General features: G+C 70.8%; 19 protein-coding genes and 1 pseudogene. 9 read left to right on the top strand and 11 right to left on the bottom strand.

All coding sequences use genetic code 11. The features are described from left to right. Positions 1-33: 33 nt before the first annotated feature. The 4 genes from ACTWOL_RS21195 to ACTWOL_RS21180 form a co-directional block, all read right to left on the bottom strand. Positions 34-1,032, bottom strand: a complete 999-nt coding sequence (locus tag ACTWOL_RS21195) for a coiled-coil domain-containing protein (RefSeq protein WP_474298333.1) — start codon at positions 1,030-1,032, stop codon at positions 34-36. A gap of 155 nt (positions 1,033-1,187) precedes the next feature. Next, positions 1,188-2,171 carry an ABC transporter substrate-binding protein gene (locus ACTWOL_RS21190; RefSeq protein ID WP_474298332.1) on the bottom strand — a complete coding sequence of 328 codons (984 nt, stop codon included), beginning with the start codon at positions 2,169-2,171 and terminating at the stop codon, positions 1,188-1,190. A gap of 27 nt (positions 2,172-2,198) precedes the next feature. Next, positions 2,199-2,876 carry an ABC transporter permease gene (locus tag ACTWOL_RS21185; RefSeq protein WP_474298331.1) on the bottom strand — a complete coding sequence of 226 codons (678 nt, stop codon included), beginning with the start codon at positions 2,874-2,876 and terminating at the stop codon, positions 2,199-2,201. Then, positions 2,876-3,559, bottom strand: a complete 684-nt coding sequence (locus ACTWOL_RS21180; RefSeq protein WP_474298330.1) for an ABC transporter permease — start codon at positions 3,557-3,559, stop codon at positions 2,876-2,878. Before ACTWOL_RS21180 ends, ACTWOL_RS21185 begins: the two co-directional genes overlap by 1 nt. Before the next feature lie 146 nt (positions 3,560-3,705). Between ACTWOL_RS21180 and ACTWOL_RS21175 the strand changes: the two are divergent. Further along, a pseudogene (locus tag ACTWOL_RS21175) lies at positions 3,706-4,485 on the top strand (ABC transporter ATP-binding protein); the annotation flags it as partial. 526 nt (positions 4,486-5,011) lie between these two features. On the opposite strand, the gene ACTWOL_RS21170 reads toward ACTWOL_RS21175, so the two are convergent. Continuing rightward, entirely contained in the window at positions 5,012-6,124 is a 1,113-nt protein-coding gene (locus tag ACTWOL_RS21170; protein WP_474298329.1) for an alpha/beta hydrolase, read from the bottom strand. 153 nt (positions 6,125-6,277) lie between these two features. Between ACTWOL_RS21170 and ACTWOL_RS21165 the strand changes: the two genes are divergently transcribed. The 6 genes from ACTWOL_RS21165 to ACTWOL_RS21140 all read left to right on the top strand — a co-directional run bounded on the left by ACTWOL_RS21165 (position 6,278) and on the right by ACTWOL_RS21140 (position 11,376). Further along, complete coding sequence (locus tag ACTWOL_RS21165; RefSeq protein ID WP_474298328.1) at positions 6,278-8,119, top strand: phosphatidylglycerol lysyltransferase domain-containing protein; 1,842 nt, start codon at positions 6,278-6,280, stop codon at positions 8,117-8,119. 301 nt (positions 8,120-8,420) lie between these two features. Further along, complete coding sequence (folP, locus tag ACTWOL_RS21160; RefSeq protein WP_474301217.1) at positions 8,421-9,218, top strand: dihydropteroate synthase; 798 nt, start codon at positions 8,421-8,423, stop codon at positions 9,216-9,218. Next, on the top strand, positions 9,215-9,697 hold the full coding sequence (locus ACTWOL_RS21155; RefSeq protein ID WP_474298327.1) for a nuclear transport factor 2 family protein: 483 nt from the start codon (positions 9,215-9,217) through the stop codon (positions 9,695-9,697). Before folP ends, ACTWOL_RS21155 begins: the two co-directional genes overlap by 4 nt. 200 nt (positions 9,698-9,897) lie before the next feature. Continuing rightward, positions 9,898-10,257 (top strand): dihydroneopterin aldolase, encoded by a 360-nt coding sequence (folB, locus tag ACTWOL_RS21150; protein WP_474298326.1) that lies wholly within the window; start codon positions 9,898-9,900, stop codon positions 10,255-10,257. Beyond that, on the top strand, positions 10,254-10,841 hold the full coding sequence (gene folK / locus ACTWOL_RS21145) for a 2-amino-4-hydroxy-6-hydroxymethyldihydropteridine diphosphokinase (protein WP_474298325.1): 588 nt from the start codon (positions 10,254-10,256) through the stop codon (positions 10,839-10,841). Before folB ends, folK begins: the two co-directional genes overlap by 4 nt. Before the next feature lie 40 nt (positions 10,842-10,881). Further along, the gene (locus ACTWOL_RS21140; RefSeq protein WP_474298324.1) at positions 10,882-11,376 is read left to right on the top strand and encodes a DUF3180 domain-containing protein; all 495 of its coding nucleotides are present in this window, start codon (positions 10,882-10,884) and stop codon (positions 11,374-11,376) included. Between the two features lie 40 nt (positions 11,377-11,416). Here the strand turns inward: ACTWOL_RS21140 and folE are convergent, their stop codons facing one another. From folE to dacB, 6 genes are all read right to left on the bottom strand, one after another. Continuing rightward, positions 11,417-12,022: a GTP cyclohydrolase I FolE gene (gene folE / locus ACTWOL_RS21135; protein WP_474298323.1), complete on the bottom strand. Its 606-nt coding sequence runs from the start codon at positions 12,020-12,022 to the stop codon at positions 11,417-11,419. A 121-nt stretch (positions 12,023-12,143) separates the two neighbouring features. Next, entirely contained in the window at positions 12,144-14,177 is a 2,034-nt protein-coding gene (gene ftsH, locus ACTWOL_RS21130; protein ID WP_474298322.1) for an ATP-dependent zinc metalloprotease FtsH, read from the bottom strand. A 172-nt stretch (positions 14,178-14,349) separates the two neighbouring features. Next, positions 14,350-14,889: a hypoxanthine phosphoribosyltransferase gene (hpt, locus tag ACTWOL_RS21125; RefSeq protein ID WP_474301216.1), complete on the bottom strand. Its 540-nt coding sequence runs from the start codon at positions 14,887-14,889 to the stop codon at positions 14,350-14,352. Between the two features lie 95 nt (positions 14,890-14,984). Continuing rightward, positions 14,985-16,034, bottom strand: a complete 1,050-nt coding sequence (gene tilS, locus ACTWOL_RS21120) for a tRNA lysidine(34) synthetase TilS (RefSeq protein ID WP_474298321.1) — start codon at positions 16,032-16,034, stop codon at positions 14,985-14,987. Positions 16,035-16,225: 191 nt separating this feature from the next. After that, positions 16,226-17,359: a zinc-dependent metalloprotease gene (locus tag ACTWOL_RS21115; protein ID WP_474298320.1), complete on the bottom strand. Its 1,134-nt coding sequence runs from the start codon at positions 17,357-17,359 to the stop codon at positions 16,226-16,228. Between the two features lie 176 nt (positions 17,360-17,535). Then, complete coding sequence (gene dacB / locus ACTWOL_RS21110) at positions 17,536-18,909, bottom strand: D-alanyl-D-alanine carboxypeptidase/D-alanyl-D-alanine endopeptidase (RefSeq protein WP_474298319.1); 1,374 nt, start codon at positions 18,907-18,909, stop codon at positions 17,536-17,538. 223 nt (positions 18,910-19,132) lie between these two features. On the opposite strand from dacB, the gene ACTWOL_RS21105 reads away from it, so the two are divergent. Beyond that, complete coding sequence (locus ACTWOL_RS21105) at positions 19,133-19,627, top strand: inorganic diphosphatase (protein WP_017949744.1); 495 nt, start codon at positions 19,133-19,135, stop codon at positions 19,625-19,627. 107 nt (positions 19,628-19,734) lie between these two features. Then, positions 19,735-21,381, top strand: a complete 1,647-nt coding sequence (locus ACTWOL_RS21100; RefSeq protein ID WP_474298318.1) for a threonine/serine exporter family protein — start codon at positions 19,735-19,737, stop codon at positions 21,379-21,381. The last annotated feature ends 144 nt before the right edge of the window (positions 21,382-21,525 follow it).

Here is a 21,525-nt window from a genome sequence, read left to right as displayed (position 1 = left end):
CGGGACGCTCCGGGCACCACGGCATCCGGGACGTCAGGAGATCGCGCTGCGCAGCTCCACGACGTCCAGCTGCTCCGTCTCGTCGTGGGCGGTCAGATCGATGACCTCGCCCACGGCCCGTTCCCCGGCGCCTCGCCCGGGCTTCGCCTGGGCGGCCGTGTCGGCTTCGGCTTCGGCCAGTGCCTCCTCGCCCACCACGTCGGCCAGATCCTCCTCCTGGACCGACGCGAGGTCGGCGGCGGCGCCGCTCGTACCGAAGAAGTCGAAACCGCCGAGGGGACGGGGCTGGCGCGCGGTGTACGGGACGATCGCCGAGGCGATCGGCACCGGCCTCCGTGCGAGGGTGGCGGACGACGGGCGGGTGTGCTGCTCTCCCCCGGCGACCGCCGCGTGCTTCCCCTGCGGCTCGTCCGCCTCCCGCGCCCGGTCGGCGAGATCGCGGCGCCGGGCCTCCTCGACGGTGCGCTTGGCCTGCTGGGCCGCGGCGTTGCGGGGCAGGTTCTCCAACGCCTTGGCGGCGCGCAGATACGCCGACGGTGTCGGGGTGGAACCGCCCGGCGGCAGCTCCTTCGGCGCGGCCGCTTCGATCGCCAGCTGCCGGCGGCCCTCGAGCGCGGTCGCCCGCTCGGTCTCGGCGGTCGCGTAACGCCTCAGCAGGGCGGCGTGCTCGTTGCGGAGCTTGGCCAGCTCGACCCGCTTGGAGCGGAGCTTGGCATCCAGCTTGGTGCGCAGCTCGCGGGACTCGTCGAGGTCGGCCTCGAGCTCCGCGACGCGTTCCTCGGTCTTCCAGGCGTCGCTGGCGCGGGCGCGGGTCAGCTCGGCGACGCGGCGACCTGCGCTCCGGTCCCAACTGCGCATGAGCACGGCGCCGGTGACCGCGGCCGCTGCTGCCGCCGCCACCATGCTGCGGAGCACGAGCGTATCCGCGAACAGCCAGGCGCCGGCGGCACAGAGAACCGAAGCCCCGGCGACCGCGGAAGGCGGCAGCAACCGGTGCAGAGGTGGGGAATGGCGGTGGCGTCCACGTGGCATGGCCTGAAATTTACCGTGCGTAGGTGACGAATGGGGGGTCGGCCGGGCAATCTCTTCGGACAGTTCGCATGGTTTGCCGATGCCATACCGGTCCGGGCCCGGACAGCGCCGGACCGGCGTCTCCGACTGCCCCGGATCCTGTCCGGGCGGCTTTGCTATCCCTTGATCAGCCCCTTGGACTTCAGATACTCCTTCGCGACGTCCTGCGGCTTCGCCCGCTCCGCGTCCACCTTGCGGTTCAGCTCGACCAGATCCTGTGTCGTGAGCGCCCCGGTGACCTTGCCGAGCGCGTCGGCTATCGCCTGGGCTCCCGCGTCCTTCGCGTTGAGCAGCGGCACGACGTTGTCGGCGTTCTGGAGCTTCTTGTCGTCCTCGAGCAGCACCAGCCCGAAGGTGTCCAGCGTGGCGTCCGTGGTGGTGGTCAGCACCAGCTGGTCCTCACCGTCCTTGACGGCCTGCTTCGCCTGCGGGGTGCCGACGCCCTTCGGGTCCACACCCGCCACGTCGATGCCGTAGGTCTTCTTCAGACCGGGCGCGCAGAAGGGACGCACCTCGCACTCGTCGCCGGCCGCGATCTTGACCTTCAGCTTGGACTTCCCCAGATCGGAGAGGGTCTTGAGCCCGTTCTTCTCGGCGAATTCCTTGCTGACCGCGAACGCGTTCTGGTCGACGGCCTTCCCCGCGGGCAGCACCTTGAGGCCCAGCGGCCCGGCGAGCTTCTCCAGGGCGGCGACGGTGGCGGCGGCATCGCCGGAGGCGACCGGCTTCTCGTCCGGGGCCTTCGGCCCGTTCGCCTTCGCATTGAGGAATTCGGCGACGGTCGCCGCGTATTCCGGGACGATGTCGATCTCGCCCTTTTCCAGCGAGGGCTCGTACAGCTCCCGGTTCTTCACCGTGGTGACGGAAGTGTCGTAGCCGGCCTCGGCCAGCACCTGGGCGTAGAGCTCGGCGAGCACCTTCGACTCCGTGAAGGACGCCGCGCCGACAACGAGCGTGCCCTTCTTGCCCGCGCCCGCGCCGCTCCCCGCGCCGCCCGAGGACTTCTGCTGTTCCAGGCTGTCCCCGCCGCACGCGGCGAGCGAGCCGACGAGTCCGACGGCGCCCAGCACCGCTCCAGCGACGCGCCAGGTCTTGCTCATGGTGTCCATCCTCCGGGGAGTGGGTCGTCACACGGTCTTACGCAGGGGGCGCAGGGGACTGCACAGGCGGTCCACCAGCACCAGCACGGCCTCCACGAGGAGGGCGAGCACGGCCACGAGCAGGGCGCCCGCGACCACTTGAGGGGTGTTGTACGTGTTGAATCCGGCCGTGATGATCCGGCCGAGGCCGCCCTGGCCGACCATGGCCGCGATCGTCGCGGTCGCCACGACCTGGACGGCGGCCGACCGCAGCCCGGTCATGAGCATCGGATACGCGAGCGGCAGCTCGACCCGGAAGAAGAGCTGCCGGCCCGACATCCCCATACCGCGCGCGGCCTCCACGACCGAGCGGTCCACGTCCCGCATGCCCACATACGCGTTGGTGAGCAGTGGGGGCACGGCGAACAGCACCAGCGCGACAACGGTCGGGACATATCCGGCACTGCGCAGCGGCGACACCATGAACAGCGCGAGCACCGCGAACACGGGCACGGCGCGGCCGGCGTTGGAGACATTGACGGCGATCGCGCCGCCGCGGCCGATGTGCCCCAGGAAGAGCGCGACCGGCAGGGCGATCAGGCAGGCCAGGAGCAGGGCGAGCCCGCTGACGTACAGATGCTCGCCGAGACGGTGCCATGCACCGCTCTCTCCCGACCAGTTGGATCCCGTGGTCAGCCATGACCAGGCGTCGGTCAGTATCCCCATCAGCGGGCCCCCCGCGCGCGTATGCGTGCCCAGGGCGTCAGCAGCCGCTGGACGCCGAGCAGCAGCAGATCGGCGGCGACCGCCAGCAGCACGCAGAGCACCGACGCGGTCAGCACCTGGGCCTTGAAGAAGCTGGGCAGTGCGTCCTCGATGAGATTGCCGAGACCGCCGCGGCCGACGATGGAGCCCACGGTGGTGAGCGCGACCGTGGAGACCGTGGCGATCCGCAGCCCGGCCATCAGCGCGGGCAGCGCAAGCGGCAGCTCCACCTCCCACAGCAGCCTGCCCGGCCCGTACCCCATGCCGCGCGCCGCCTCGCGGGTCTCCTCCGGCACGGCGCGGAGGCCCGCCAGGATGTTCCGCACCAGGATCGTCAGGGAGTACAGCACCAGCCCCGTGATCACCAGCGCCGCCGACAGCCCGAAGAGCGGCAGCAGCAGCGAGAACATCGCCAGCGACGGGACCGTGTAGAGCACCGTCGTCAGGCCGAGGACCGGCCCGGCGAGCCGGGGGCTGCGCCGGGCGAGCAGCGCCAGCGGAAAGGCGACGGCCAGCCCTATCAGCACCGACACCACCGTGATCCAGACGTGCTGGACCGTGGCATCGGCCAACTCCTGGCTCCGTGAGCGCAGATACTCGCCGCAGATCCAGTCGTTCGTGACCAGACAGCTCCGGTCGCCCATCCCCCACCCCCCGTCGCCGTCATCGGCCATCCGACATTCGAAACCCCGTCCGGAAAACGACCCTAACCCGGGCCACTGACAACCACCGAGGAGCATCGCGTTCCGGAAACACGCCCTTCACACATGCCCGGTACCCACCCGTCACAATGGAACGCATGATCCGGTTCGAGCACGTCACCAAGCGCTATCCCGACGGCACCACCGCGGTCGACGACCTCTCGTTCGAGGTGGCCGCGGGCGAACTGGTCACGCTCGTCGGTCCGTCCGGCTGCGGCAAGACCACCACGATGAAGATGGTCAACCGGCTGATCGAGCCCACCAGCGGCCGGATATACCTTGACAACAAGGACATATCCGCTGCCGATCCCGTCGAACTGCGCCGCCACATCGGCTATGTGATCCAGCAGGTCGGTCTCTTCCCGCACAAGACCGTGCTGGAGAACACCGCGACCGTGCCCCATCTGCTCGGCTGGAAGCGCGCCCGGGCCCGTGAACGCGCCGCCGAACTCCTCGATCTGGTCGGACTGGACCCGAAGACCTACGGCAGCCGCTACCCGGAGCAGCTCTCCGGAGGCCAGCGCCAGCGCGTCGGCGTGGCCAGGGCACTGGCCGCGGATCCGCCGGTCCTGCTGATGGACGAGCCGTTCGGCGCCGTCGACCCGGTCGTCCGCGACCGCCTCCAGAGCGAGTTCCTGCGGCTCCAGGCGGCCGTCCGCAAAACGATCCTGTTCGTCACGCACGACATCGAGGAGGCCGTACGGCTCGGCGACCGCATCGCGGTCTACGGGCACGGCAGGATCGAGCAGTTCGACGCCCCGGCGAGGGTGCTGGGCGCCCCCGCCACCCCGTACGTCGCGGACTTCGTCGGAGCGGACCGCGGGCTGAAGCGGCTTTCGGTCACGCCCCTCGACGAGGGCGACCTCGAACAGCCCCCGGTCGTCCGCCTCGACGACCCGCTCCCGCGGGACCTCGACGCGCGCTGGGCCGTCGTCCTGGACGCCGAGGACAGGCCGCACGGATGGATCTCCGCGGACGAGGCCGCCCGCGCCCGGGGCCCGGTGCGCGAGCACACCCGCGGGCCGGTGGCCCGACTGCGCGTCGGCGCCTCGCTCAAGGAGGCGCTCGCGACGATGCTGCAGCACGACGAGGGCTGGATCGCAGTCGTCGATGGCGCCGGCGGAGAAGGAGACGGCAACGGCAACGGCAACGAAGACGTCGGCGGAAACGGCGCCGCACATGAGCGTGCCGGGGGCCGCACCGCGGACGACGCGGGACGCTTCCTCGGCGTGCTGACCCCGGCGCGGCTCCACGAGGCACTGCGCCGCTCCGTCGATGCGGATGCCCGGGACGTGCCCCGCGCCGAAGTCGCCCTGCAGAAGGCGCCGTAGCCGGGGCACCTTCCAGGCGCAGCTCCGGGGAGTCGCGGGCCCGGGAAGCTCGCCCGGACAGGACCTACACGGCGCTGAGCTTGCTGCCGATCCACACCAGCGCCGGCGGGATCTCACGGCGCCAGGTGTTGAAGTTGTGCCCGCCGCTGTCGAGCGTGATGGAGGAGACGCGTGCGGGCGCCTTCACCCGCTTGATGAACTCGAGCGTGCCGCCGAGGTTGCCCTCGCCCTGCTTCGACGTGGTCACCAGGAACGAGGACGCGCCCTGCGGCTTGTTCTTCAGGCTCCACAGCAGGTTCGCCCGCTTGCGTTCAGCCGCGTTGCCGTGGAAGAGGTCGCCGGTCGTCGCGTCCTCGGCGGCCTTGTAGTACGCCGACATGCCCGCGCCCGCCGCGTACCGCTCCGGGTGGTGCAGAGCGATCTTCAGTGCGCAGTAGCCGCCCGTCGAGTTCCCCATGAATCCCCAGTTGCGGGGTTTGGTGCCGACCCGGTAGGCCCCCGAAACGGCGGCCGGCAGGTCCTTGGCGAAGAAGGTCTCAGTCTGCGGTCCGCCCGGGATGTCGACGCACTCGGTGTCCCGCGGCGGGGCGACGGTCGGGCGCATCATGACGAGGATCATCGGCTGCATCTTCCCCTTCTTGGCCTGATCCCAGGCCGATCTCGGGTACTTGAGGCCCTTGAGCAGATTCTCCGCCGTGCCCGGATATCCGGTCAGCACGACCGAGGCCGGGAAGGTCTTCTTCGCGTACGCGGGCTGGAAGTACTCGGGCGGCAGGTAGACGTACGCCGGGCTGTCTATCCGTGACTTCTCGCCCTTGATGACGACCTTGTGGATCTGCCCGCCGACCGCCGGCCGCGAGCTGCCCGGGACGTCCAGCCTCTGCTTGCCGACCACCTTGACGCGATCGGTGCTCGCCCCGTGGTCCACGACGACGCCCATCTCCTGCTGCTGGCCGAACAGATCGGCCCAGGAGCCGTAGAACAGGAAGGAATTGTTGGCGGCCAGACCGACGGAGGCGAAGAGCGCCAACTGGGTCGCGAACAGCAGACCGACCCGGCCGAGGACGGCGCGCCAGCCGTTGCGGGACAGCCGCGGCCACAGCCATACCGTCGTGGCGAAGAGAGCCACGGCGGCGAGGACGGCCAACGCCAGAACCTTGTTACTGGTGAGACCCATGAGGCGATCAAGCTACTTCCGTGAGATGAACGTGAGAAATTCCTGAGGACCGATGAACCCGCTCCCCCTCAGTGCCGTCCTAATGGGCGCACCTTGTCCGCGCCGACGATTCTGCGGCGATGGACCCACGATCTCTCGGAGTCACGGGAAGCGATGTCTGCCACGGTAGATGGGGATAAGTCGGGGTTGGTTCCGGTTCGGGTACGCCGGATCCTCAGTGGACCGCGCGCCGAAACCGTACCCGCATTGATCGGTACGGCCTGCGCGTTCATCGGCCTGATCGATATCGGCGCGGGCGTGTTTCCGCGCTTCAGGCACAGCCGGATGCACGCGTTCGCCGAGGTACTCCCGGGTGCGCTCGGGCCGTTCGCCGCGGCGCTCTCGCTCAGCGCGGGCGTGCTGCTCCTGCTGCTCGCACACGGCCTCAAGCGGAACAAGCGGCGGGCTTGGCGCGCCGCCGTCATCCTGCTGCCGGCCGGCGCGGTCGCCCAGTTCATGTACCGCAACTCGATCACCGGCGCGGTGCTCTCGCTGCTGCTGCTCACCCTGCTGCTACGCCACAGAGGCCAGTTCGCCGCGCTGCCCGACCCGAGCAGCCGCTGGCGGGCACTCGCCAACTTCGTCCTGATGGGCGCCGGCTCGATCGGCCTCGGCCTGGTCATCGTCAGCGCGCACCCCAACAAGGTCATCGGCAACCCCGGCCTCACCGACCGGCTCGAGCACGTCCTGTTCGGCCTCTTCGGTGTGGAGGGCCCGGTCGAGTACCGGGGCGGTGTCGACTGGACCGTCGGCTACTCCCTGGGCGCGCTCGGCCTGATCACCGCCGTGACCACCATCTACCTCGCCTTCCGCCCCGAGCAGCCCGCCGCGCGGCTCACCGGGGAGGACGAGGCCCGGCTGCGCGAGCTGCTCGCCCAGCACGGCCGCCGTGACTCCCTCGGACACTTCGCGCTCCGCCGTGACAAGGGCGTCGTCTTCTCCCCCAGCGGCAAGGCCGCCGTCTGCTACCGCGTCGTCTCCGGCGTGATGCTCGCGAGCGGCGACCCGATCGGTGACGTCGAGGCCTGGCCCGGGGCGATCGAACGCTTCATGGACGAGGCGAAGGCACACTCCTGGACCCCGGCCGTGATGGGCTGCTCCGAGACCGGCGGCCAGGTGTGGACCCGGGAGACCGGCCTCGACGCCCTCGAACTCGGCGACGAGGCGGTGGTGGACGTCGCGGATTTCTCGCTGAGCGGGCGCGCCATGCGCAACGTGCGCCAGATGGTGAAGCGCATCGAACGCAATGGGTACGAGACCCGTGTCCGTCGCGTCCGTGATCTCTCCGACGGGGAGCTGGAGCGAATACGCCGCGCCGCCGGTGACTGGCGCGGCACCGAGACCGAGCGCGGCTTCTCCATGGCGCTCGGCCGGATCGGCGACCCGACCGACGGGGACAGCGTGGTCGCCACCGCCCACAAGGAGGACCCCGACTCGCCCTACGGCGACCTGAAGGCCGTCCTCCACTTCGTCCCGTGGGGCGAGGACGGTATGTCGCTGGACCTGATGCGCCGCGACCGCTCCGCCGACCCCGGGATGAACGAGCTCCTGATCGTGGCCGCTCTGCAGGCCTCGCCCAAGCTCGACATCGCCCGGGTCTCGCTGAACTTCGCGATGTTCCGCTCCGCGCTCGCCCGCGGTGAGAAGCTCGGCGCCGGCCCCGTGCTGCGCGGCTGGCGCGGACTGCTGGTCTTCCTGTCCCGCTGGTTCCAGATCGAGTCGCTCTACAAGTTCAACGCCAAGTTCCAGCCGCGCTGGGAGCCGCGCTTCGTGGTCTTCCGCAACACCCGCGACCTCCCGCGCATCGGCTTCGCCGCCATGCAGGCCGAAGGCTTCGTGACCTTCAACATGCCCCGTCCCTTCCGGCGCGGCAAGTCCCGGGCCGCACGCCCCTGTGCGCACATCCGGCCGGCCGCCGCCCCTGCCGCCGGGGACCACGAGGTCCGCGCGGCGTAGCGCCGTGACCGCCCCGGGCCTGCCACAGGCCCGGGGCTGGACGTCCAGGACGTCCACCCGGGGCGTCCCGCCCCTGCGGACCCGGGAGGCCATCTCTCCCCCAAGCCTCCGGCCGGAGGTACCCCCACCGCCTTGCACCGCTTCCCCTCGGCCCCCCGGGCCTGGGGAGATCTGGTGCACAGGACACCGCGAGCTTCCCGGCAAACCCATCCGGCCACAGCACTAGGCTGGACGCATGAGTACGTCGTTGCGCGGACGGGGCAAGGTCAGCGGCCTGCCGGAGTGGGACCGCTGTGCGGTCATGGGGGTCGTCAATGTGACGCCGGACTCCTTCTCCGACGGAGGCCGCTGGTTCGACACCACCGCCGCGGTCAAGCACGGGCTCGAGCTGGTCGCCCAGGGCGCCGATCTGGTCGACGTCGGCGGCGAGTCCACCCGGCCCGGTGCCACCCGGGTCGACGAGGAAGAAGAGCTGCGGCGCGTCGTCCCCGTCGTCCGGGGCCTCGCGTCCGAGGGCGTCACCGTCTCCGTCGACACCATGCGCGCCTCCGTCGCCGCCCAGGCCGTCGCGGCCGGCGCCGTACTGGTCAACGACGTCTCCGGCGGGCTCGCCGACCCCGGGATGATCCCGGCCGTCGCCGCCGCCGACGTGCCCTTCGTGGTGATGCACTGGCGGGGCTTCAGCGAGGACATGAACAGCCGCGCGGTGTACGAGGACGTCGTCGCCGAGGTCGTCGCCGAGCTCTCCGCGCGCATGGACGCGGTGGTCGCGGGCGGTGTCGACGCCGAGCGGATCGTGATCGACCCCGGTCTCGGCTTCGCCAAGCACGCCCCCCACGATCTCGCCCTCGTCGCCCACCTCGCCGATCTGCGTGCCCTGGGCCGCCCGCTGCTGGTCGCGGCCTCCCGCAAGCGATTCCTCGGCCATGTGCTCGCCGGGGGCGCCGCCACCCCGCCCCCCGCCCGTGAACGGGACGCGGCCACCGCCGCCGTCTCGGCGATCGCCGCACACGAGGGCGCCTGGGCGGTCCGCGTCCACGAGGTACGGGCCACGGCGGACGCGGTGAGGGTCGCACGAGCCGTCGAAGGAGCCTCGTGAGCGACGCCACGTCCCATACGGACGTCGAAGAGGTCGAGGCCGCCAACACCGCCTTCTACGAGGCCATGGAGCGCGGCGATTTCGAGGAGATGTCCACGCTCTGGCTCGACGGGAGCGGCGACGGCGACGGCGAAGCCGCCATCTCGTGCGTACACCCCGGCTGGCCCGTGCTCTCGGGGCGCGGCGAGGTGCTCCGCTCCTATGCGCTCATCATGGCCAACACCGAGTACATCCAGTTCTTCCTCACCGACGTACGGGTGAGTGTGGCCGGCGACACCGCCGTCGTCACCTGCACCGAGAACATCCTCAGCGGCGGCCCCTCCGAGGAGGCGGGCGAACTCGGGCCTCTCGTCGGACAGCTGGTGGTGGCGACGAATGTGTTCCGCCGCACAGCCGACGGCTGGAGGATCTGGTCACACCACGGTTCACCCGTTCTGGCCGAATCCGAGGACGAAGAGGACGGCGATTCCCCCTCCTGAGGCAACAAGTGCCCTGGTGGGAGATTGATTGCGGACGAACGGGGTAGGCACCGCCACCAGTCCGCCGCCGTTCCCGCCCACAACCCCGCGGGAAGGGTCTGTCGGAGCCCGCAGGTAGATTCAGAGCTGTGCACCGTCGCACCACCGCCGCCCGCACGCGGCGGGGGCCCGCCAGACCTATGACAGCAGGAGTGATTCGCGTGGATCGTGTCGCGCTGCGCGGCCTCAGGGCCCGCGGGCACCACGGTGTCTTCCCCCGGGAACGGGAAGAGGGCCAGACCTTCATCGTGGACCTGGTGCTCAGCCTCGACACGCGCCCCGCCGCGGCCGACGACGACCTCACGAAGACCGTGCACTACGGCGTCGTGGCGGAAGAGGTCGTCGACGTCGTCCAGGGCGAGCCCGTGGATCTGATCGAGACGCTGGCGGAGCGGATCGCCCAGCGCTGCCTCAAGCACGAGGGCGTCCAAGAGGTCGAGGTCGTCGTACACAAGCCGGACGCCCCGATTCCCGTCCCGTTCGACGACGTGACCGTCACGATCACCCGGAGCCGAGCATGAGCGACCCCACTGTGCAGCCGGTGCCCGCCGCCGTCGTCGAGCAGGTCGACGCGGCGGACATCACTCTCTCCAATCCCAAGCGGGCCGTCATCGCGCTCGGATCCAACCTGGGCAACCGGCTGGAGACGATCCAGGGCGCCGTCGACGCCCTCGAGGACACCCCCGGTGTGCGGGTGAAGGCGGTCTCACCGGTGTACGAGACCGAGCCGTGGGGCGTCGACCCCGGCTCCCAGCCGTCCTACTTCAACGCCGTGGTGGTGGTGAAGACCACCCTCCCGCCCAGCTCCCTGCTGGAGCGCGCCCATGCGATCGAGGAGGCCTACGACCGGGTGCGCGACGAGCGCTGGGGACCGCGCACGATCGACGTGGACATCGTGTCGTACGCGGAAGTGGTCTCCGACGACCCCGTCCTCACCCTGCCGCACCCCCGCGCCCACGAGCGCGCCTTCGTGCTCGCCCCCTGGAGCGACGTCGAGCCGGGGGCCCTGCTGCCGGGGCACGGCGCGATCGCGGAGCTGCTGACGGGCCTCGGCCAGGAGGGCGTCGTGGCACGCGCCGACCTGGAACTCCGTCTGCCCGAGTAGTCGTTAGGCTCTGCAGGGTCGCCAACACGAAGGACACACGGTGAAGCAACTACGGCTCGGGGTACTGGCCGGGCTCTTCGTGGTGGCGGGCGTCCTCTCCTGGGCCGCCGCGCGTCTGTGGGACGCGTTCGGCACACTGCCGAGCGTGCCGCTGGCCGCGCCGATCGTCCTGGCGGTGATCGCGGTGGTCCTCGCGGCCACCGCACTCTCGCTGCGCGCCCGGCTGCGCGCCCAGCGTGAACGCCGCCCCGGCGCCAAGGGCGTGGAGCCGCTGATGGCGGCGCGCGCGGTGGTCTTCGGCCAGGCCAGCGCCCTGGTCGCCGCACTGGTCAGCGGAATGTACGCCGGCACGGGCGTCTTCCTGCTCGGCTCCCTGGACATCCCCGCCCGCCGCGACCAGGCGATCTACGCGGGCTTCGCCGTCCTCGCGGGCATCGGGGTCATCGCCGCGGCGATCTTCCTGGAGCGGGTGTGCAAGCTCCCGGAGGACGGCGAAGACGGCAACAACGGCCCGGGCCAGGTCCCGGCGGCCTGACCGTCCGACGCTCGATTGCGCCGCCCGGCCGGGCGCATCGTCAACGAGCCATGATGAGGCTCATCGCCTCGTTGCGCGTCGCCACGTCCCGCAGCTGTCCCCGCACAGCGGACGTGATCGTCTTCGCACCGGGCTTACGGATACCGCGCATGGACATACACATGTGCTCACACTCGATCACGACGATCACTCCGCGCGGCTCGAGGATCTTCATCAGGGAGTCGGCGATCTGCGTCGTCAGCCTCTCCTGCACCTGCGGCCGCCGGGCGAAGACATCCACGAGACGAGCCAGCTTGGACAGGCCGGTGATCTTGCCGCTGGTCGACGGGATGTAGCCCACGTGTGCCACGCCCCTGAAGGGGACCAGGTGATGCTCGCAGCAGCTCACGACCTCGATGTCCTTCACGAGGACCATTTCGTCGTGGCCGAGGTCGAACGTCGTCGTGAGCACGTCCTCCGGCTGCTGCCACAGGCCCGCGAATATCTCCTTGTACGCCCTGGCCACCCGCCCCGGCGTCTCCCGCAGCCCCTCGCGGTCCGGGTCCTCGCCGACCGCGATGAGAAGTTCCCGCACGGCGTTCTCGGCGCGCTTCTCGTCGAACTCGCCGATCGTTCCCTCGCCGTCCAGCGTCACCGGGTCGGTCATGTGTGCCTCGTTCCTGACTGCGCTCTGACACGACGTGAAAACGCCGCACTCCCCAGGCTAAAACCCGGGGAGCGCGGCGTGAATTCCGGGGATTACTCCCCATCGCCGGAAAACTGCCTGGTCAGGCGTCCGGTCGGTCCTCCACGACCGGCTCGGCTGCCGTCTTCGTGACATCCGTCACCGTGCCGCTGGTGGCACCGGTCCCGTTCGCCGCGCCGTTCGTCAGCGCCAGTTCCTTCGGCGAGAGCACCGGAGGGCGGGTCGACGGCGTACGCCGCGCGGAGCCGGTCCACGCCGGGCGGGCCGGGCGCTTCACGATCGGGGCGAAGATCTCGGCGATCTCCTCCTTGCCGAGGGTCTCCTTCTCCAGCAGCGCGAGGACGAGGTTGTCGAGCACGTCGCGGTTCTCGACGAGAATCTCCCACGCCTCGTTGTGCGCGGTCTCGATGAGCTTCTTGACCTCTTCGTCGACCAGCGCGGCGACTTCTTCCGAGTAGTCGCGCTGGTGCCCCATCTCGCGGCCGAGGAACGGCTCCGTGTTGTCGCCGCCGAACTTGATCGCGCCGAGCCGCTCGGTCATGCCGTACTGGGTGACCATCGCGCGGGCCGTGGTCGTGGCCTTCTCGATGTCGTTCGCCGCGCCCGTGGTGGGGTCGTGGAAGACGAGCTCCTCGGCCGCCCGGCCGCCCAGCATGTACGCCAGCTGGTCGAGCATCTCGTTGCGCGTGGTCGAGTACTTGTCCTCGTCCGGGAGCACCATCGTGTAGCCGAGGGCCCGGCCGCGGGACAGGATCGTGATCTTGTGGACCGGGTCGGAGTTCGGCGAAGCCGCCGCGACCAGGGCGTGTCCGCCCTCGTGGTACGCGGTGATCTTCTTCTCCTTGTCGGACATGATCCGGGTCCGCTTCTGCGGGCCCGCCACGACGCGGTCGATCGCCTCGTCCAGCATCTGGTTGTCGATCAGCTTCCTGTCGCTGCGGGCCGTCAGCAGGGCGGCCTCGTTCAGCACATTGGACAGATCGGCACCGGTGAAGCCGGGGGTGCGGCGGGCGACGGCCGACAGGTCGACGTCCTGGGCGACCGGCTTGCCCTTCTGGTGGACCTTGAGGATCTCCAGACGGCCCTGCATGTCGGGGCGGTCGACGGCGATCTGCCGGTCGAAGCGGCCGGGACGCAGCAGCGCCGGGTCGAGGATGTCGGGCCGGTTGGTGGCGGCGATCAGGATGACGCCGCCCTTCACGTCGAAGCCGTCCATCTCGACGAGGAGCTGGTTCAGGGTCTGCTCGCGCTCGTCGTGCCCGCCGCCGAGGCCCGCGCCGCGGTGCCGGCCGACGGCGTCGATCTCGTCGACGAAGACGATGGCCGGGGCGTTCGCCTTGGCCTGCTCGAAGAGGTCACGCACTCGGGAGGCACCGACACCGACGAACATCTCGACGAAGTCGGAACCGGAGATCGAGTAGAACGGGACGCCCGCCTCGCCCGCGACGGCGCGCGCGAGCAGTGTCTTGCCCGTACCGGGCGGGCCGTACAGCAGCACACCCTTGGGGATCTTGGCGCCGACGGCCTGGAACTTGGCCGGCTCCTGCAGGAACTCCTTGATCTCGTGGAGTTCCTCGACGGCCTCGTCGGATCCGGCGACGTCGGAGAAAGTCGTCTTCGGCGTGTCCTTGGTGATGAGCTTGGCCTTGGACTTCCCGAAGTTCATCACCCGGGAGCCGCCGCCCTGCATCTGGTTCATCAGGAACAGGAAGACGACGACGATCAGCACGAAGGGCAGCAGCGAGAGCAGCACCGACAGGAACGGGCTCTGCCGCTCCGGCGAGACGGTGTAGCCGTTCTTGATCTCGCCCGCGTCGTACTTCTGCTGCAGGGTCTGGGCGAGGGCGACACCCTGGTCGCCGATGTAACTCGCCTGGACCTTGTCGCTGCCGTCGACCTTCTGGCCGTCCTTCAGCTCGATCTTGATGATCTGCTCATCGCCGGTGGTCAGCTTGGCCTGCTCGACCTGGTTCTTGTTGATCGCCTGGACAACCTTGCCGGTGTCCACCGTCTTGTAGCCGCCCGACGAGCCGACGACCTGCATCAGCACGACCACGGCGAGGACGGCCAGCACGATCCACATGACCGGCCCACGGAAGTATCGCTTCACGTCCATCCATACGGAGCGGTGTCGCTCCGTCCCTCCTGCCCGTAGGTAAATGCTGCTATGAGACTCAACTGAAAAGACTGTTCTTCGGACGGTACCCCAGCATTGTCACCAGTGACCGCCTTCCCATGCTCCAACGGCGGGAAGGCGGCACGGGTTCCCATGCCGCCTGCGGTCGCCGTCAGCCGCCGTAGACCTGCGGTGCGAGGGTCCCCACGAACGGCAGGTTGCGGTACTTCTCGGCGTAGTCCAGACCGTATCCGACGACGAACTCGTTCGGGATGTCGAAACCGATCCACTTCACGTCGATGGCGACCTTGGCCGCGTCGGGCTTGCGTAGCAGGGTGCAGACCTCGAGGGACGCCGGCTCACGGGAGCCGAGGTTCGACAGCAGCCAGGACAGGGTCAGTCCGGAGTCGATGATGTCCTCGACGATCAGGACGTGCCTGCCCTTGATGTCGGTGTCCAGGTCCTTGAGGATGCGGACCACACCGGAGGACTGGGTGCCCGCGCCGTACGAGGACACGGCCATCCAGTCCATCGTGACGGGGGTGGACAGCGCACGCGCCAGGTCCGCCATCACCATCACGGCGCCCTTGAGGACCCCGACGATGAGCAGGTCCTTGCCCGCGTACTCCGCATCGATCTTCGCGGCCAGCTCGGCCAGCTTCGCGTCGATCTCTTCCTTGGTGATGAGGACCGATTTGAGATCGGCGCCCATGTCCTTCTCGTTCACCCGCGTCGCTTTCTGTCGCTGCCTGCCGTGTCGGCGTCCCGGCATACCGGCCTGTCGGCCGTCCGGCTCTTGCTGCCGGCTCAGCCCTGCCGGATGACCAGTCTGCCACCCTGCCGGCGGGCCTCGACGCGGCCGGGCAGGTTGATGATCCCCTGCCCGCGCCAGCCGGTGATCAGCCGCTCGACCTCCTCGACATGCCGGGCGAACAGCGAACCCGCAGGTGAACCGGCTGCGACCAGTGCCCTTCTGAGCACTCGGCGGCGCACCGCGGGGGGCAGTCCGTACAGCTTCGCGCAGTCGAGCAATCCGGCCTCGTCCCGTACGGAGGCGTCGACGTCGGCGGCCCAGGCGTCCAGGGCGTCGGCGTCGTCACGGGAGAGCTGGGCCGTGCGGGCCAGCGCCTCCACGACGCCCTTGCCGAGGGCTTTTTCGAGGGCGGGAAGGCCCTCGTGGCGCAGCCGCGAGCGGGTGTACGCCGGGTCGGCGTTCATCGGGTCGTCCCAGACCGGCAGCTGCTGCACGAGGCAGGCCTTTCGGGCCGTCTGCCGGTCGAGCTGCAGGAAGGGGCGGCGGTAGCGGCCGGAGGGGGACACGGCGGCCATACCGGAGAGCGAGCGGATGCCGGAGCCCCGGGCGAGACCCAGCAGGACCGTCTCTGCCTGGTCGTCACGGGTGTGTCCGAGGAGTACGGCGGAGGCGCCGAGGCGCTCCGCGGCCTCGTCCAGCGCGGCGTAGCGGGCGTCGCGGGCTGCGGCCTCGGGACCGCCCGCGCGGCCGACGCTGACGGCGATCGCCTCGACGGGGTCGAGGCCCATGGCGGTGAGACGGGCGGCGACCTCGGCGGCGCGCAGGCCCGATCCGGCCTGGAGGCCGTGGTCCACGGTGATGCCGCCGGCGCGGACGGACAGTTTGCGGGCCTCGAAGGCGAGGGCCGAGGCGAGGGCCATGGAGTCGGCTCCGCCGGAGCAGGCGACCATGACGAGCGGCGGCTCGGCCGTCGCCAGTTGCCCGGTGCGGCCGCGGCCGCGGCCGACGGTGGCGTGCGGGAGCTCGCTCATTTCGTTGAGTACGTCGTGGAGTACGCGGCGAACCGCCAGGCGTATCGCCGCGACCGCAGGATGGGGACCCATGTCCGGTGCCCTTCGTGAAGTTGGGGGGGTGCCTCGGTCGGAGTCGGGACGGTGGAGATCCGTCACTCAGAGTGCGTCGATGGTGACAGAACCGGGCCGTTCCCCGAGCATTGCACGCCTACCCATGAGCTACGGTCCCTCGGATGGGTGATTACGGAGGCGCCCTTCTGCCGCCGGTCGCCCGGCGTGTCTCAGTCTGCCTTGCGGTGCACCCGTGCGACCCAGTCCGCCGGTTTGGCGATCTCCGCCTTGGTGGGGAGGGTGTTCGGCGACGTCCAGACCCGGTTGAACCCGTCCATGCCGGCCTCGTCGACGACGGCCCGGACGAACCGTTCGCCGTCGCGGTACTGACGCAGCTTGGCGTCGAGCCCCAGCAGTTTGCGCAGTGCGAGGTCGAGCCGGGAGGCCCCGCGGGCACGGCGGGCCTGGAACTTCTCCCGGATCTCGCCGACGGACGGCACGACCTGGGGGCCCACGCCGTCCATCACGAAATCGGCGTGACCTTCCAGAAGGGACATCACGGCGGTGAGCCGCCCGAGGATCTCGCGCTGCTCCGGCGTCTGCACGATCTCCACGAGGGAACGGCCCTCTTCCTCCTCGCCCTCGGGACGTCCCCCGGCGAGCGACTGGGCGGCCTCGCGCAGCCGCTCCAGCACGGTCATCGGGTCGATGTCCGTCTCGGCGAGGAACGCCTGGATCTCGCCCTCGAGGTGGTCGCGCAGCCAGGGCACGGCGGTGAACTGGGTGCGGTGGGTCTCCTCGTGGAGGCAGACCCAGAGCCTGAAGTCGTGCGGGGCGACGTCCATTTCGCGTTCGACGTGCACGATGTTCGGCGCGACGAGGAGGAGCCGGCCGTTGCTGCCCGGGGCTCCTGGCAGCTCGCGGGTGACGGGGGCGAAGGTCTCGTACTGGCCGAGCACGCGGGAGGCGAGGAACGACAGCAGCATGCCCAGCTCGACGCCGGTGACCTTGCCGCCGACGGCACCGAGTACGGAGCCGCCCGGCGTCGCCGAGCGGCGCGCCTGCAGCTTGTCCAGAAGGGGCTTCAGCAGCTCGCGGAAGCCCGCGACGTTCGCCCTCACCCAGCCGGGCCGGTCCACGACGAGGACGGGGGTGTCCTCGGGCTCGTGGCCGTCGGGGATCATCCTGGTGAATGCGCGGACGTGCTCCTCGGAGGCCTTGGCGTGCCGGCGCAGCTCGGCGACGACGGCGCGTGCCTCGTCCCGGCTGACCTCGGGTCCCGGCCGCACGAGGCGGGTCGCGGTCGCCACCGCGAGGTTCCAGTCGACCATCCCAGGAGAAGCGGCACCACCGATGCTCGTCATGCGTCAACCGTACGTGGTCGGCGGCCCTCTGCCAGCGGGTTGGGCGCCACGGGCTCGCGGTGGGGCCCCGGGCGGGCGGAAGGCAGGCTGAACGCAGGCGCACGGGCTGTGCGCCGGGGCACGGCCCGCGCCCTCGGGCCGGGATCAGGGCATCAGGAGATCAGGGCATCAGGAGATCAGGGGATCAGTGCCGACGCCATCCGGTCCAGCGCCGGTCGGCCTGCGCCGTAGGCCGGGGTGTTCCCCGCCATGAACGCGAACGCGAGCAGACGCCCGTCGGATGAGACCGCTGTGCCGGCGAGGGTGTCCACTCCGGTGAGGCTGCCGGTCTTGGCGCGGACGAGGCCGGCGGTGCGGGCCTCGGAGCGCTCGGTGAGGGTGCCGGTGAAGCCCGCGACGGGCAGGCCGGTGAGAACGGGCCTGAGTTCGGGCCGGGCGGGGTCGGCGGCTCGGGCGAGCAGGGCGGTGAGCAGGGCCGCGGAGACCTTGTCGGTCCGGTTCAGCCCGCTGCCGTCGGCGAACCGGGCACCCGCGACGGGGAGCTTCAGGCTCTTGAGCCGTCCGGTGACGGCGGCCTGGGCGCCGGCGAAGCTCGCCTCGCGGCCGGCTGCGAGGGCCGTCTGGCGGGCCAGTGCTTCGGCGATGTCGTTGTCGCTGACGGTGAGCATCCGCTCGACGAGCGCGGACAGGGGCGCCGAGAGCGTTTTCGCGACCGGGACGGCCTTGGCGGGGCGACGGCCGCGGTCCGGACCGGCCTCGGTGTTGATGCCGCGCGCGGCGAGCAGACCGACGAAGGCGGACGCGGCGTCGTGGGCCGGGTCCTCGGCGCGCGGCGCCGGGCCCATGGTGGAACGGTCGAGCCGGCCCTCGTCGACCATCAGAGGGGTCACCGGCGCGATGTTGTCGTTGGGGCCGATGGGGTGCAGGTCGGGGCCCCGGTAGAGCGAGGTGTCGTAGGTCAGCCGCACCGTGCTGACCCCGTGCTCGCGCAGGACACGTGCGGTGCCGGCGGCGAGCGTGCCGAGCCTGGCCCGGTCCAGCGTGGGGTCTCCGCCGCCGACCAGGGTGATCCGGCGGAAGTCGGGGGTGGCGACGACCGTCGTCGCGATGCGGTGGGTGGGCCCCTTGGCGGCGAGGACGGCGACCGCGGTGGCGATCTTGATGGTGGAGGCGGGGGTCATCGGGGCGCCCGCGTCCTTCCCGTACAGCTGCTTGCCGGTGGCGAGGTCGACCACGGACGCCGTGAGGACCGGGCCGAGCCCCGGGTCCGTCATGAACGGTGTGATCGCGGGGCCGACGGGCGCGGGTGGCATCGCGGGCGGACGGGGTGCGGACAGCACACCGGGAGCGCTGGGCGCGGGCGCGGGCCTGCTGGGTGCGGCGGCCGCGGGTGCCCGGTGATGTGCGCCACCTGTGCGGCTCAGGGCGGCGGCCCGGTCGCGCTCGGCCGTACGCTGACCCGAGTCCCAGGGGCCGGCCGCGGTCACCGCCACGGCCGCCACGGCGAGGCCGACCACGGCCGCGGCGGCCGTGAACTGCCGGGTCTGCACGGGCGCACCTGCCCTGAGCTGCCACGTTCTGCGGTCGGGCACCCTTGACCAGCCCCTTTCGCGATCACCCACCTGCGTAGGGGACACTTAATCACTGCGTCTTGCCGCGAGCATGGCACCCCGTCCAGCACCGGGCCCGTCCGGCCGGAGCCCGAGGGCGGTCCACTTCACGGGGAGTCGCAGCGTCACCGACATTTGTGTTGATCATGGAGGAGTGCCACCCGTGGAGTTCGACGTCACCATCGAGATCCCGAAGGGGTCGCGGAACAAGTACGAGGTGGACCACGAGACCGGCCGGATCCGCCTGGACCGTCGTCTCTTCACCTCGACCAGCTACCCCGCCGACTACGGCTTCGTCGAGAACACCCTCGGCGAGGACGGCGACCCGCTGGACGCCCTGGTCATCCTGGACGAGCCGACCTTCCCCGGCTGTCTGATCAAGTGCCGCGCCATCGGCATGTTCCGTATGACGGACGAGGCCGGCGGCGACGACAAGCTGCTGTGCGTCCCCGCGTCCGACCCGCGTGTGGAGCACCTGCGGGACATCCACCACGTCTCCGAGTTCGACCGCCTGGAGATCCAGCACTTCTTCGAGGTCTACAAGGACCTGGAGCCGGGCAAGAGCGTCGAGGGCGCGAACTGGGTCGGCCGCGCCGAGGCCGAGGCCGAGATCGAGGCCTCCTTCAAGCGCCTCGAGGCGCAGGGCGGCGCGCACTGACGCGCGCCCCGCAGCCTTGACGGGCGGTGCACCCCACACGGGGTGCACCGCCCGTCGCATACTGGCCGCACACAGGCGCCGGCGGTAGGGGAAGGAGACGGAGAGCGTTGGCGGAGTCGGGAGGTCCTGCGGAGGACCGCAAACCGCAGTCGGACGAAGCACACAGCGCCTTCGCCCCGCCCGAGGGGGTGGAGCAGCCCGGGCCGCCCGAGGAGGACCATCCGACCTCGGAGTTCGCCGTCCCGGAGGGCCTGCTTCCGGAGTCCCCGGCGCAGCCGGAGGGTTCCGCCTTCTCCCTGCCGTCGGCGTACCGCGCGCGCGAGGCGCCGCCGGTCTTCACCCCGGCCCATGGCATCCCGGTGGTCCAGCTGTCCAGGGACGCGCCGTGGCAGGACCGGATGCGCGCGATGCTGCGGATGCCGGTGAGCGAGCGGCCGGCCCCTGAGCCGGTGCAGCGGCACGACGAGGCGGGGCCCGCCGTGCCGCGCGTGCTCGACCTGACCCTGCGCATCGGCGAGTTGCTGCTCGCGGGCGGCGAGGGCGCCGAGGACGTCGAGGCCGCGATGCTCGCCATCTCCAGCTCGTACGGACTCGACCACTGCGAGCCCAACGTCACCTTCACCCTGCTGTCGATCACGTATCTGCCGTCGCTGGTCGACGACCCGGTGACGGCGAACCGGACCGTGCGGCGGCGGGTCCCCGACTACACCCGGCTGTCCGCCGTCTACCAGCTCGTCGCGGACATCAGCGCCGAGGACCAGGACATCAAGCTGGACGAGGCCTACCGGCGGCTCGCGGAGATCCGGCGCAACCGCCACCCGTACCCCGGCTGGGTGCTCACGACCGCGGCGGGTGTGCTGGCCGGGGCGGCGTCCGTGCTGGTGGGCGGTAATGCGCTGGTGTTCCTGGCGGCGGCGGTCGGGGCGATGCTGGGTGACCGGCTGGCGTGGTTGTGCGCGGGGCGCGGGCTGCCGGAGTTCTACCAGTTCGCGGCGGCGGCGATGCCACCCGCCGCGATCGGCGTCACCCTCAGCGCGCTCCACGCCGATCTGCAGCCGTACGCCGTGATCACCGGTGGGCTGTTCGCGCTGATCCCGGGGCGAGCGCTGGTGGCGGCGGTGCAGGACGGGCTGACCGGCTTCTACATCACGGCGTCGGCCCGGCTGCTGGAGGTCGCGTACTTCTTCGTGGCGATCGTCGTCGGGGTGCTCACGGTGCTGTACGTGGGCGTCCAGTTCGAGGCGAACCTCAACCCGGAGGGCAGGCTGGGCCTGGCCGAGCGGCCGGTGGTGCAGATCCTGGCCTCGATGGTGCTGTGTCTGACCTTCGCCGTGCTGCTGCAGCAGGACCGGTCGACGGTGCTGATCGCCGCGGTGAACGGCGGGGTGGCCTGGGTGGTCTACGCGGCCATCGCGCTGACGGCGGGGGGCTCGTCGGTGATGGCGACGGCCGTGGCGGCCGGGCTCGTGGGTCTGTTCGGGCAGCTTCTCGCGCGTATGCAGCACACATCGTCGCTGCCGTATGTGACGGCGGCGATCGGCCCGCTGCTGCCCGGTAGCGCCACCTACTTCGGCGTGCTGTACATCGCGCAGAACAACATGGACCAGGGCTTCGCCTCGCTGGCGCGGGCGGCGGCCCTGGCCCTGGCCATCGCGATCGGGGTGAACCTCGGGGGTGAGACGGCCCGGCTGTTCCTGCGCAGCCCGGCGGCGGCGGGCCGGCGCCGCGCGGCCAAGCGGACGCGCGGCTTCTAGGTCCTGTCCGGGCGATCTTCTCGGGCCTGCGACGACAGCTACGGCACCTCGCTACGTTGTCGGAGTCGCCCGAGTACGCCCAGTACGAGAGCGATCTCCCCCAGCCTCCGGCCGGGGGTACCCCCACCGCCTTGCGATGCACCG

The organism is Micromonospora sp. IBHARD003, assembly GCF_056106285.1.
This window is presented reverse-complemented; position numbering and strand designations above follow the sequence as displayed.